This is a genomic window from Burkholderia pyrrocinia (assembly GCF_022809715.1).
Classification (GTDB): domain Bacteria; phylum Pseudomonadota; class Gammaproteobacteria; order Burkholderiales; family Burkholderiaceae; genus Burkholderia; species Burkholderia pyrrocinia_C.
In genome coordinates this window covers 485,039-499,645 of the sequence record NZ_CP094461.1, presented here as the reverse complement: position 1 = coordinate 499,645, position 14,607 = coordinate 485,039, and the positions used below count along the sequence as shown (strand labels likewise).

The window sequence follows — 14,607 nt, the reverse complement described above, 5'->3', positions numbered from 1 at the left end:
GTTGACCATTTCGTCCAGCACGCAGGTCTACCTGCGACAAAACATCCAGTTCGAACCGCTGATCAACGGCTGGTACGCGTGGTTTCACACGCTTCCGCCGTTGACCGCCGCCCTCAACGTGGCCGAGCGGTTCCTGCCGCTGATGAAGTCCTATGCCGCATCGCCGATGATGCATGCGGCGGCCTGCAAGGATCCGGCGATGCGCGGCGGCCCGTTCCTCGACCTGGGCGGCAAGCGCGTCGACGAAATCCGCGCGCTGATCGAGCAGACCACCCGGCGCGCGACCCTGCAGCTGGAACTGGCGAAGGCCTACAAGGCGTTCTCCACGCTGCTGCTGGAACAGGCCAAGGGGATGGCTTCGGACCCGCTCTACCCCGAGATTCCGGAGGTGTTGAAAGGCTATGTCGAGATCTACTACGACCTGAACCACAACCCGTCCTTCCGGGTGTTCGAAAGCCTGCTGTACGCGAGCCCGCTCTATGCGCGCGATGCGCAGAGCATCGCGCTGTCGGCGATCGAGGAGAACACGCCGCGGCCATTCATTCTCAGCACGCCCCGGCTCAGCGACGAGCGCACGCTGTTCAGCAACATGGCCTTCGACGATCGCGCACTCGACGCGCTGTTCCGCATGCGCGACACGCCCGGCAGCTACGCGAAAATCGTCGATCTGATGCGCGTGGAGGAGAAGGACGAGCCGCTGTTCCGCTCGTTCTTCGTCGAACAGGCGCCGGCACCGAAACCGGATCGTTCGTTCGACGGCGACGACATCCGCATCCGCTACTACGGCCACGCGTGCCTGCTGGTCCAGAGCCGGGGCGTGAGCATCCTGATCGATCCGGTGATCAGCTACGGCTACGACACCGCGCTGCCGCGCTATACGTTCGCCGACCTGCCGGACCAGATCGACTACGTGCTGATCACGCACAGCCATCACGATCACATCGTGCTCGAAACGCTGCTGCAGCTTCGCCACAAGGTCAAGACCGTGGTGGTCGGCAGGAACCTCGACGGCTTTCCGCAAGATCCGTCGCTGGAACTGGCCTTGCGCAAGCTCGGCTTCGACGACGTGCGGGAAGTTCGGGATGCTCAGGAAATCAAGTTGCCCAACGGGGCCATCACCGCCATTCCGTTCCTGGGCGAACACAACGACCTGGCGATCCAGAGCAAGCAGAGCTTCATGATCCGCTTCGGCACGCGTTCGGTGCTGTGCATCGCCGATTCGTGCAACCTGGACCCGCGCCTTTACGAACATGTCTTCCGCCTCGCCGGCAAGCCGGACACGCTGTTCGTCGGGATGGAAACCGAGGGCGCGCCGCCGTCATGGGTCTATGGCCCGCTGTTTCCCGACGCGCTGCCGCGCGACATCGATCGGTCGCGCCGTGCGCGGGGCTGCCAGTTCGGCGAGGCCGCCGCGCTGGTGGACGACTTCGCGTTCAACGCGGCGTACGTCTATGCGATGGGTCAGGAGCCGTGGCTGAACCACCTCCTCGACAACACCTTCGACGAAAACTCGCCCAGCCATATCCAGTCCACCCAGTTCGTCGCGCACTGCAAGGCCAAGGGCATCGCTTCCGAAATCCTGTACGCGACGAGGGAGATCGTGCTTTGTCAGAACTGAATCTCAACGCGCTCTCGACCAGCGGGCAATACCAGGAACACGTGGCGTTCTGGGGCGACGCGCTCGGTCGCATCGACGAAGACTTCCGCCTTCAGCAGGCGTGGCAGGCGTATGCGCTGCCGCTCGGCCCCGCGCCGGAACTGACGTTCGAGCTCGACGGCGACGCGGCGGCGGTGCTGGAGAAGCTCGCCGCCGGCAACGAGCTGGGCGCGTTCGTCGTGCTGCTGGCGGCGCTGTTCCGTGTGCTGGGGCGCTACAACGGCGCGGCCGGCCTGTTCCTGGATACGCCGCGCCTGATCTCCGGACCCGCGAGCGGCCCCGCCGATCCCGTCCCGCTGCTCGACGCCATCGAGCCCGGCCCGACGGTTCGCGCGTATCTGAACCAGGTGCGCGACAGGGTGCAGCGCAGCTATTCGTATCAGGATTTTCCGATCACCGCCCTCGCGCACAAGCTGCATGGCGAACGGCACACGACCAACGTCGGCGTGCGCTTCGACGGTCTGCACGAAGCCTGGGCGTCGGCCGACTACGACCTGTCGATCGAGATCCGCCATCGCGAGCGCTACGAGATCGTGCTGACGGGCCGGCCGACGGTGTTCACGCTGCATTATCTCCAGCATGTCGCGCGACACCTGCGCAACGTGCTGGCCGGCTTCGGCGCGCTGGACGCTGCGCTCGACACCGTCTCGCTGCTCGACGACGACGAACGCGCGCGCCTTCGTTCGCATGCGGCGCCCGTCGCGGTACCTGGAACCTTCCTGGAGCAGTTCGCGCAACGGGTCGCGGCCACGCCGGACGGCATCGCCGTGGTGACCGCCGATGCATCGCTGACCTACGCCGAACTGGACGACCAGGCGTCCCGGCTGGCGAGCTTCCTGCTCGCGGAATACGCGATCGAACGCGGCGACGTGGTGGGCGTGGTGGCCGACCGTTCCGAGCGCTGGATCGTCGGCATGCTCGGCGCCCTCAAGGCGGGCGCGGTGTATCTGCCGCTCGACCCGGAGTTTCCGCGGGAGCGGCTGCGCTTCATGATCGAGGACGCGAAGGTCAAGGCGCTGCTGACGCACTCGGAACACCTGCCGTTGCTCGCCGATTTCTGGGCGATCCCGATGTTCGCCCTCGACTTCCAGCTCGACACGCTGGCGCCTGCATCGGCGGCGGCGCAGGTCGAGGTCCGCCCGGACGATGCGGCGTACATCATCTACACGTCCGGCTCCACGGGCGTGCCCAAGGGCGTCGTGCTCGAACACGCAGGGCTCCTGAACATGGCGCAGTACCATGTGGACGCCTTCGGTTTCGATGCCGCCGACCGGTTCGTCCAGTTCTACTCGCCGGGCTTCGACGGCTCGATCATGGAGATTTTCGTCACGCTGCTCGCGGGCGCGCGCCTGGTGCTGGCGAAGCCCGCCGTGATCCGCGACGTGCCGCGTTTCGTCGAATATATCGCGCAGCAGGGCGTCACCACCCTCAACGCGACGCCCGCCTATCTCGCCGCGCTCGACTGGAACGCGCTCGGCACCGTGAAACGCGTCATCAGCGCGGGCGACAGCGCCCGCGCGGCGGATCTGCGCGAGCTGGCCCGGACCCGCACGTGCCACAACTCGTACGGCCCCACCGAGGCAACCGTGTGCGTCGCGGACTACGTGGTCGACCCGGCAACCGCCTACGGCGCCCGCCTGCCGGTAGGCCGCCCGATCCACAACACGCACCTGTACCTGCTCGACGAGCACGGGGCGCTGGCCCCCGAGGGCTGCACGGGCGAGATCTGCGTGTCCGGCATCGCACTGGCGCGCGGCTATGTCGGCCGGGACGACCTGACGGCCGCCGCTTTCGTCGACCACCCGTTCGACGCGGGCGAGCGCCTTTATCGCACCGGCGACCTCGGTGTCTGGCTGCCGGACGGCAACCTGGAAGTCACCGGGCGCCGCGACACGCAGGTGAAGATTCGCGGCTATCGCATCGAGATGGGCGAAATCGAAGCGGCGCTCCGGCAGCACGCCGACGTCGCCGACGCGATCGTGTTCGTGCGCGAGGACGCGCCGCAACACAAGCAACTGGTGGCCTGCGTCGCGACGGCGACGGCCAGCGTCGCCAGCCTGCGGGAACACCTGAAGGAACGTCTGCCCGAGTTCATGGTGCCGGCGTCGATCGTGACGCTCGAACGCCTGCCGCTGACGCCGAACGGCAAGCCCGACCGCAAGGCGCTCGCCGCGCTGGAACTGGCGCCCGTGCCGAGCGAAACCGCGTACGCCGCGCCGACCAATGACGTCGAAGCGCGCCTGGGCAAGATCTGGTCCGAGGTGCTGGGCCGCGAGCCGATCGGCGTGCACGACAATTTCTTCGAACTGGGCGGCGACTCGATCCTGATCATCCAGGTGATGTCGCTGGCCCAGCAAATCGGCCTCAAATTCACCGCCGACCAGTTTTTCGCGCATCCGACCATCGCCGAGCTGGCGCAGGTTGCGGTGGAGGCGCCGTCGATCCGGATTGCGCAGGAGCCGGTGGTCGGCCCCGCGCCGCTGACGCCGATCCAGCATTGGTTCTTCGCGCAGGACGTGGCGGATCCGCACCACTACAACCAGTCGACGATGATCGAGGTGCCCGCGTCGCTGCGGCCGGACGTGATCGAGCGCGCGCTGGCGGCCGTCGCGACGCATCACGACGCGCTGCGGCTGAGTTTCGAGCGCGTCGCCGGGGCGTGGCAGCAATCGCATGCGGCGCCGCCGCTGGCGATTCCGCTCGGCATCACGTCGCTGGCGGGCGCGGCGCCCGCCGCACGGCAGGCCGAGATGCTCGCGACCGCCACCCGCATGCAGGAGAGCTTCACGTTGTCCGTGGCGCCGCTGCTGCGCGCCCACCTGTTCCGGTTCGGTCCCGACGAACCGCAGCGCCTGCTCGTCGTGGCGCACCATCTGGTGATCGACGGCGTCTCGTGGCGCATCCTGTTCGAAGACCTGTACACCGCGTGTCGCCAGCTCGAAGCGGGCGAAGCGGTGCAGCTCCCGGCCAGGACGACGGCCTGGCGCGACTGGTCGACGCGCCTGTCCGAACTCGGCGCGACCGCGCTCGACGGGCTGGACTACTGGCTCCGGGAGAACGCCGACGAGCACGCGTGCTTCGACGACATGCCGGTCGGCACCGTCGCCGAGGCCGGCACGTCGGTCATCGAGTTCGACGCGCAGCAAACGCTCGCGCTGTTGCAGGACGTGCCGCGCACGTTCAATACCCAGATCAACGAAGTCCTGCTGACGGCCCTGCTGCTCGCGTTCGGCGACTGGACCGGCAACGCGTCGCTGGTCGTCGATCTCGAAGGCCACGGCCGCGAGGACCTCTTCGACGGCGTCGATACATCACGCACGATCGGCTGGTTCACCGCGCACTATCCGGTGTTCCTGAACGCCGGCGACGCCACCGTGGCGGTCGAGGCGCTGCGCCACGTCAAGGAGCAGCTGCGCGCGGTGCCGATGCGCGGGCTCGGCTACGGCATCGCCCGCTACCTCGGCAACGACGCCGGCATCGCGGCGGCGCTGGAACGGCAGCCGCCGGCGCCGGTGCGCTTCAACTATCTCGGCCAGGTCGATCGCGTGCTGGCCGACGACACGGGCTGGAAGCCGGTGCTCGACTTCCAGAGCCCCGAGCACAGCCCGCGCGCGCGTCGCGGCCATCTGTTCGAGATCGACGGGATGGTGTTCGACGGGCGTCTGCGCCTGACCTGGCACTACAACCGCGAGGCCTGCGCACCCGGCGTCATCGAGCAGCTGACGCAGTGCTACCGCAGCCGTCTGCTGTCGATCGTCGCGGCCGGCGGCGACGGCCCGCGCGGGCTGAGCCCGTCGGATTTTCCGGCCGCGCGCATCAGCCAGGAAGCGTTGGACGCCCTTGTCTCAAGGATCAAATCGTGACATCCCCCACCATCGCCGATATCTACGAGCTCTCCCCGATGCAGGAGGCGATGCTCTTTCATGCCGTGCACTCGCCCGGCACGAGAAGCAGCTTCAACCAGCTCGGTTGCCGGATCACCGGCAGCCTCGATCCCGTGCTGTTCCATGCCGCATGGCAGCAGCTCGTTGATCGGCATCCGGTGATGCGCACGTCGTTCCATTGGGAGGAATTCGACAAGCCCATGCAGGTCGTGCACGCGCACGCCACGCTGCCGTGGGTGCAGGACGACTGGCGCGACCTGCCGGAACACGAACAGCGCACGCGGTGGCGCGCGCATCTCGAAGACGACCTGGCCGAGGGCTTCGCGCTCGATCGCGCGCCGCTCGTGCGCTGTCGCCTGGTGCGCGTCGCCGCCGACGCATACCTGTTCAGCTGGAGCCACCATCACATCCTTGCCGATGGCTGGTGCCTGTCGCTCGTCATCGAGGAGATCTTCCAGGTCTATGGCGCGCTCGCGCGCGGCGTGCCGCCGGCGCTCCCCGCGGTGCGCCCCTATCGCGACTATATCCAGTGGCTGCAGCAGCGCGAGCCGCAAGCCGCGCAGCAGTACTGGACACGCTATCTCGAAGGTTTCCACTCGCCGACCCCGCTGCCCACGGCCGCGCGCGCGGAAGCGGGCGAGCGCTTCGGCCAGGGCCTCGCGCAAGTGCAGGCCGACCTGTCGGCCGACCTGAGCGCACGCCTGCGGCAATTCGCGGCCCGGCATCACGTCACCCTCAATACCCTTGCGCAAGCGGCCTGGGCGCTCGTGCTGTCGCGTTACAGCGGGGAGACCGACGTGGTGTTCGGCGCCGTCGTGTCCGGACGGGGCGCCAACCTGCCGGGGATCGAAACCATGCTCGGCCTGTTCATCAATACGGTGCCGGTGCGGGTGCGGGTCGATCCGAGGCAGCCGCTGGTGCCGTGGCTGAAGATGATCCAGGCGCGCGTGGCCGCACGTGCGCAGTTCGAGCACACCCCGTTGCCCGACATTCAGCGCTGCAGCGAAGTGCCGCTGACGACACCGCTGTTCGAGAGCAACATCACGTTCATGAATTACCCGCTCGACGCGTCGCTGACGCATGGCGCGCACGGGCTGGCGGTCGACGAGGTGCTGCTCTACAACCGCGCCGACATTCCGCTCGAATTCGTGGTGACGGCGCGCGACGACTGGCAGATGGAACTGTCGTTCGACCCGCGGCGCTTCGATGAAGACACCATGCAGCGGATGCTGGGCCACGTGGCCGCGACGCTCGACGCCTTCGCGGCCGATCCGAACCGGCTGCTAGGCCGCCTGCCGATACTGCCCGAGGCCGAACGCCGGCAGTTGCTGGAGACCTTCAACGACACCGCCGTGCCGTTCGACGCCGCGCGCACCGTCGTGCATCGCCTGGAGCAGGCCGCCGCGGACCATCCCGAGCGGCCCGCGGTCGAGTACCGGGGCAACGTCCTGAGCGCGGGCGAACTGAATGCGCGCGCCAACCGCACCGCTCGCCGCCTGCTGGCCGCCGCCGAGCTGGGGCCGGACGCGCTGGTCGCAATCTGCATGCACCGGTCGGCGCGCCTGATGGAGGCGATCCTCGCCGTGTGGAAGTGCGGCGCCGCCTATATTCCGATCGACCCCGACTATCCGGTGGCCCGCATCCGCACCATTCTCGAGGATTCCGGCGCCGCCCTCGTGATTACCTGCGACGGCCTGCTTCCTCCCGAGCTGGCCGCGCTCGCACCGGTCGTGTCGCTCGACGCCGCCACCGATATCGTCGACGACACCAATCCCGGCCGCCCCGTATCGCCCGACAGCCTCGCCTACGTGATCTACACGTCCGGCTCCACCGGCAAGCCCAAAGGGGCGATGGTCGAGCACGCCGGCATGCTGAACCACATGCTCGCCGAGATCGACGAATTTTCGATCTCGGCGTCGTCGGTGATCGCGCAAACCGCGCCGCATTGCTTCGATATTTCGGTGTGGCAATTTTTCACGGCGCCGCTCGTCGGCGGCAGGACCGTGATCGTCGACGACGAATGCATTCGCGATCCCGCGAGTTTCGTCACGACCCTGGAAGCCACCCGGATCAGCATCGTCGAACTGGTGCCGTCCTATCTGTCCGCCGTGCTCGACCGCGCATCGGAACGGCCGGCGCTGATGCGGCACCTGCGGCACCTGCTCGTCACCGGCGAGATGGTCAGCCCGGCTTTGGTGAAACAGTGGTTCGACGTGTTCCCGGACATCGCACTGGTGAACGCCTATGGCCCGGCGGAAGCGTCCGACGACGTCGCGCAGCACCGCATGACGTGCGCGCCGACCACGCCTTACGTACCGGTCGGCAAGCCGATCCGCAACGTGCGCCTCTACGTCGTCGACCCGCAGCTGAACCTGTGCCCGATCGGGATTCCCGGCGAACTTTGCGTGTCCGGCGTCGCCGTCGGCCGCGGCTATCTGAACAACGAAGCCGCTACGCGGGAGGCGTTCATCGAGGATCCGTTCCATCCGGACCGCGGTGTCCGCCTGTATCGCACCGGCGACATCGGCTGCTATCTCCCCGATGGAACGATCGTGCTGCACGGCCGCAAGGACCACCAGCTGAAGATCCGCGGCTACCGCATCGAGCTCGCGGAAATCGACAACGCGCTGGCCGCCATTCCGGAAATCCGCCAGGCGGCCGCGCTCGACTATCGCGACGAGACCGGCCGCGCCGCGCTGTGCGCGTATGTCGCGTTCCGCGACGGCGCGTCGCTGAGCGACGCCCGGATTGCCGCCGCGTTGTCCGCCACGCTGCCGGACTATATGGTGCCCGGCATCTACGTGGTGCTCGACGCGCTGCCCCTGAGCAGCAACGGCAAGATCGACCGCAAGGCGCTGCCCCCGCCGGACCGGTCGCGGCTGTCCGCCGCGGCACACGCGCCGACGCTGCCCCGCACGCCCACCGAGACGCTGCTGTGCCGCATCTGGGGAGAAGCGCTGGGGATTCCGTCGCCCGGCATCCACGACAACATCTTCGCGCTGGGCGGCGATTCGATTCTCAGCATGCGCATCGTGTCGCTGGCCGCCAAGGCGGGCCTGAAGCTCACCACCCGGCTCATCTTCCAGCATCCGACGGTCGCCGAGCTCGCCGCCGTGGCGACGCGCGGCACGACCGGCGCGGCGGAGTTCGTCGCGTCGTCCGGCCCGCTGCCGCTGACGCCCATCCAGAAGCGTTTCTTCGCGCAGCGCAAGGACGATCCGGACCAGTACAACCAGGCGGTCCTGCTCGACGTGCCGGCAGATCTCGATCCGGTCCTGCTGCGCCACGCGCTCCGGCACGCGGTCAAATGGCACGACGCGCTGCGGCTGCGCTTTCGCGCGGACGCGTCCGGCCGGGTCCAGGAAGTCGTCGACGATCCGGAGGTCCCCGTCGGCGTGTTCGACATTCCGCGCGATCGGCTCGCGCAGCACGTCGCGCAGTCGCATGCGAGCCTGAATCTGTCGGACGGCCCGGTCTTGCGCGCGGACCTGTTCCGCATCGACGAAGGCCGTTCGCTTCGTCTGCTGCTGGTCGCCCATCATCTGGTCGTCGACGGCGTGTCGTGGGGCGCACTGCTCGAAACCGTGTACGACGCCTATACCCGCCTGCGCAACGGCAAGGTGCCCGAATTCGCGGGCGGCAGCGCGACGTGGACCGCATGGACCCGGGCCATTTCGAACTGGGCCGGCTCCGGCGCCGCCGACGCCGACCTCGCCCACTGGCAAGCGCTGGCGCGTTCCGCGCTGCCCGGCCTGCCGCTCGATCGCGCCGCGTCGGCCGATGCCAATACCGTGTCGTCCGCCGAAACGATCGTGGTCGAGCTGGCTGAAGCCGCCACCGCGGCCTTGCTGGGCGCAGCGCCCCGCGCCTACGACGCGCAGATCAACGACGTGCTGCTTGCCGCGCTCGCGCGTGCCGTCAGCGACTGGAGCGGATGCGCCGACGTCCTGCTGGATCTCGAAGCGCACGGTCGCGAGGAACTGATCGAAGACCTCGACATCTCGCGCACGGTGGGCTGGTTTACGTCCGTCTTCCCGGTCGTGCTGACGGTCGATGCCGGTTCGCACGATCCGGCTCGCCTGGTTGCGTCGATCAAGACGCGACTGCGCGCGGTGCCGACCGCGGGCATCACCTGCGGCCTGCTGCAAGACCGGCTCGACGGCCCGGCTCTGCAGCCGCAACTGCTGTTCAACTACCTGGGCCAGACCGACCAGCTGTTCACCGCCGCACGCGACTGGAAACAGGCCGCGGAGCCAAGCGGGGACGGCCGCAATGCGAACCAGCTGCGCGAGCACCTGCTCGACGTCAACGCCTACGTGACCGGCAACCGCCTGCACGTTGCGTGGGAATTCAGCCGGGCCTGCCACGACCCGGACACCATCCGGCGCGTCGCGCAAGCCTATATCGCGGCGCTCGAAACCCTGGTCGCCGACCATGCCGTCCAGTCCGCATCGACCCGGCCCGCGACCGGTCTGCCGCAGGCGCCGGCCTCGGTCGTGCCAGACGAGATCGCCGACGTCTACGCGCTTACGCCGACCCAGCAGGGCATGCTGTTCCACGGCCTGTACGAACCCGCGTCGGATGCCTATTTCAGCAGCCTGAATTTCCGTATCGACGGGGCGCTCGACGTCGAACGGTTCCGCCGCGCGTGGGATACCGTCGCGCACCGGCACGACATCTTGCGAACCTCGTTTCACTGGGAAGAAATCGAAAGCCCGGTGCAGGTCGTGCATCGCCGTATCGACTTGCCCTGGCACGACGAGGATCTGCGCGCGGCGTCCGCCGCGGAGGCCGGGCAGCGTCGGGAAGCCTACGTGGCGCAAGACCGGGCGCGCGGCTTCGACTTTACCCGCGCGCCGCTGATGCGGCTCGCGCTGTTCCGCGTGGGCGATCACGCATGGCGCTTCCATTGGAGCCATCACCACCTGCTGCTCGACGGCTGGAGTTCCGCGCGGCTCCTGAGCGAAGTGGCCGCCGCCTATCAGGCGCTGCCGGCCGAAGGCGCTCCGGAGCGGCACGCGCCGCCCGCCTTCGCCGCTTACGTGCGCTGGCTGGCGCGCCAGGACTCCGCGGCGGCGGAACGCTTCTGGAAGACGAAGCTGGCGGATTTCCCGGCGACGACGCCGCTCGTGCTGGGCCGCCCCGAACTCGACGGCACGGCCGCGCCGGGCGCCTATGTGGAGGAGCCGCTGCTGCTGTCCGAAAACGACACGCAACGGCTCGTCGCGTTCGCGCAAACCAATCGCGTCACCCTCAACACGCTCGCGCAGGGTGCGTGGGCGCAGTTGCTGAGCCGCTATAGCGGTGAAGCGGACGTCGTGTTCGGCACGATCGTTTCCGGTCGCCCCGCGTCGCTGCCCGCGTCGGACGAGATGGTCGGGCTGTTCATCAACACGCTGCCGGTGCGGGTCCGCATCGACGCGCGCCCGACGTCCGCGTGGCTGGCGCAATTGCAGATGGATCTCGCGCAGCAGGAGGACTATGCGCACTATCCGCTGGCCGACATCCAGAAATTCGCCGGCCTGCCGCCCGGCGTGCCGCTCTTCGAAAGCCTGCTCATCTTCCAGAACTATCCGGTCGAGGAAGCACTGGCCGATGCGCTGCCCGGCCTGCGGATCGGCGAATTCCAGGTGTCCGATCCGAACAATTACCCGCTGACGCTGGTCGTGACGCCGGGCAAGCGCCTGTCGCTGCAGGTGCTGTACGACGACGGCCGGTTCGATCGCGAAACGATCGTCCGCCTGCTGCGCCATGTCGAAACCCTGCTGGTCGGCCTGGCCGGCGAGGAGGATCGCCCGAACCGCAGCGTTGCGCTCCTCACCGACGCCGAGCGGGACGCCATCCTGCTGGGCTGGAACGATACCTTCGCGCCGATTCCGTCCGACCGGACGCTGGTCGAACTGATCGAGGCCGTGGCCGCCGCGCACCCCGAGCGCATTGCGGTCCGCTGCGGCACGGAGGTTCGCACCTATCGGGACCTCGTCGAAGGCGCCGACCGGATCGCCGGCCATCTTCTGCAGACGGCGCCGATCCGGCCGGACGACCGGATCGCCGTCTGGATGCCGCGCTCGCCGCTGATGCTGGAAACGATCCTGGCCATCTGGAAGTGCGGCGCGGCGTATGTTCCGGTCGATCCGGCCTATCCGGCCCAGCGGGTCGAGACCATCCTGACGCTGGCCCGGCCGGCCATCATCGTCGGCACCGACTGCCAGCCGCCGCCGGCGCTGGCGTCGATCCCGCTGGTCGATCCCGCCCGCCTGCCCGGCCATCGCGACGCGGCAGCGCCGACGCCGCGCTGCCGGCCCGCGGACCTCGCCTACGTGATCTTCACGTCGGGTTCGACCGGCCAACCGAAGGGCGCGATGGTCGAGCATCGCGGCATGCTCAATCACGTGCTCGCGATGGCGCGCAGGGTCGGGCTCGGCGCGCAGAGCGCGGTCGCCCAGACCGCTTCGCACTGCTCCGACATTTCGGTCTGGCAGTGCTTCGCGGCGCTGGTGTCGGGCGGCACGACGGTAATCTATCCCGATGCCGTCATCCTCGAGCCCGCGCGCCTGATCGACAACCTGCACCGCGACCGCATCACGGCGATGCAATTCGTGCCGTCCTATCTGGCGACCTTTCTCGGCGAGCTGGAACGGCATGCGACGCCGGCCTTCCCGCACCTCGAAACGCTGCTGACGATCGGCGAAACCCTGCAGCCCGCCACCGCGCAAGCCTGGTTCCGCCTGAATCCGGCGGTCCGGCTCATCAACGCCTATGGGCCGACCGAAGCGTCGGACTCCGTCGCGCATTACAGCATGGAGCGTGCGCCGGATCTGCCGGCGATTCCGATCGGCCGGCCGATCGAGAACCTGCGCGTCTACGTCGTGGATGCCGACATGAATCCGTGCCCGGCCGGCGTCAAGGGCGAGATCTGCATCGGGGGCGTCGGCGTCGGGCGCGGCTACCTGTTCGACGAAGCACGCACCCGGGCGGTGTTCCGCGACGATCCGTTCAGTCCGGAACCAGGCGCGCGCCTGTATCGCACCGGCGATATCGGCTGCTTCGGGCCGGACGGCAATCTCCACTTCTTCGGCCGCCGCGACTTCCAGGTCAAGATCCGCGGGTATCGCATCGAGCTCGGGGAAATCGAAGCCGCGCTGACCGGCCTCGCAGGCATCTCCAACGCCGTCGTGGTCGCCCGCGAGACGCCGGACTCGGAAACGACCCTGTGCGGCTACGCGTCGGGTACCGGCTGGACGCCCAAAGGCCTGCGCGACGCACTGCGCGAAAAACTGCCGGCGCATATGGTGCCCGACACCGTGATGCTGCTGCCGGCGCTGCCCGTCATGCCGAACGGCAAGATCAACCGCGCCGCGCTGCCGCTCCCGGATGCCGCGTCCGTCCCCGACGGCGTGCCGGCCGAACCGCAGACGCCTGTCGAGGCGGCGCTGCTGCGCATCTTCGCCGAGGTGCTCGGCCGCCGGCCGAACGGCATCGACGACGATTTCTTCGAGCATGGCGGCCAAAGCCTCAAGGCGATCCAGATGGTCAGCCGGATCCGGCGCGAACTGAAACTGAACGTCGCGGTCGCCGACATCTTCCATGCGCCGTCGCCGCGCGCGCTCGCGCAGAAGCTGGCTGCCACGCCCGCCGACGGTGCCGGCGCCGACGCGATCATCCCGGCGCTTGCCGTGCAACCGTCCTACGCGGTGTCGCGTGCACAGAAGCGGATCTGGCTCGCGAGCCGCAGCGCGGATCCGTCCACGTACAACATGGCAGGCGCGCTGCAGCTGGACGGCGCCGTCGACACGGCACGCATCGTCCTTGCGTTCGACCGGCTGGTCGATCGCCACGAGAGCCTGCGCACGGTGTTTGCAATGATCGAAGGCGAGCTGCGGCAACGCATCCTCACCCGCGAGGCGTCCGGATTCCGGGTCGAGCAAATGGATCTGGCGGACGATGCCGGGCCGCAAGCGATCGATGCGCTGATTCGCGCGGAAAGCGAGCAGCCGTTCGATCTCGCGTCGGGACCGCTCTTTCGCGTCAAGCTGGTCCGGCTCTCGCCGACGCAACATCTGCTGCTGCTGAACATGCACCACGCGATATCGGATGCGTGGTCGATCCGCGTGCTGACCGACGACCTGCATGCGCTGTATGCGGGACGCCACCTGCCGCCGCTGCCGATCCAGTACCGCGACTACGCCGCGTGGCACAACGCGAGCCTCGCCGGTCCGCGCGCCGCCGCGCATCGCGCGTACTGGCTCGAGCAACTGGCGCCGCCGCTGCCCCGCCTGCAACCGGCGTCGGATTTCCCGCGTCCCGAGCGGCTCGGTCATGCCGGGCAGACGCTCGAAGTCGAACTGTCGGCGCCGCAGGCGGCGGGGCTCGCGACGCTGGCCCGCGCTCACCATACGTCGCTCTACGCGGTGCTCCTGGCGTCGTTCTGCGTGCTGATGCACCGCTACACGGGGCGTGAGGACATCGTCATCGGCAGCGTGACGGCCGGGCGCGACAGCGAACAGCTCGAATCGCAGATCGGGGTGTACCTCAATACCGTCGTGCTGCGCGTCCCGGTGCGGAAATCCGCGACCGTCGCCGAGGTGATCGACGGTGTGGCGAAGGCCTCCACGCAAGCGCTGGAGCATGCGTCCTATCCGTTCGACGTGCTGCTGGAAGACCTGAAGATCCGCACCCCGGCGAACCATTTCCCGATCTTCGACATTCAAGCGAACTACGTTTCGATACCCGCGCCGCAGCCCGGTCTGTGCATCACGGACATCTCGCGGACGGACAGCACGGCCAAGTTCGACCTGTCCTTCCAGATCGTGGAAAGCGAAGGCAGGCACCTTATCCAGTTCATCTACAACACCCGCCTGTTCCGCCCCGCGACCATCGCCGCGATGCGCGATCGACTGCTCGCGATCCACGACGTCTTCCGCCGCGATCCGGCCACGCCGGTCGATCGCATCCCGCTCTCCGGCGACGCGCCCGCCGCCAGCCCACGGGTCCGGGTCGGCCTGCGCCTGACGCGCGCGCCCGAAGTCACGGCCGACGACGCGCTCGAGGAGAAGACGTGATGCG

3 protein-coding genes are annotated in these 14,607 nt (G+C 68.4%); all 3 read left to right on the top strand.

All coding sequences use genetic code 11. The features are described 5' to 3' along the window. The first annotated feature begins 1 nt into the window (after window position 1). From MRS60_RS32455 to MRS60_RS32445, 3 genes are read left to right on the top strand one after another with little or no spacing between them, the layout of a single operon-like run. Window positions 2-1,618: an MBL fold metallo-hydrolase gene (locus MRS60_RS32455; protein WP_243567412.1), complete on the top strand. Its 1,617-nt coding sequence runs from the start codon at window positions 2-4 to the stop codon at window positions 1,616-1,618. After that, on the top strand, window positions 1,606-5,520 hold the full coding sequence (locus MRS60_RS32450) for an amino acid adenylation domain-containing protein (RefSeq protein ID WP_243567411.1): 3,915 nt from the start codon (window positions 1,606-1,608) through the stop codon (window positions 5,518-5,520). The genes MRS60_RS32455 and MRS60_RS32450 overlap by 13 nt, the downstream gene beginning before the upstream one ends. Beyond that, window positions 5,517-14,603, top strand: a complete 9,087-nt coding sequence (locus MRS60_RS32445; RefSeq protein ID WP_279388980.1) for a non-ribosomal peptide synthetase — start codon at window positions 5,517-5,519, stop codon at window positions 14,601-14,603. Before MRS60_RS32450 ends, MRS60_RS32445 begins: the two co-directional genes overlap by 4 nt. The last annotated feature ends 4 nt before the right edge of the window (window positions 14,604-14,607 follow it).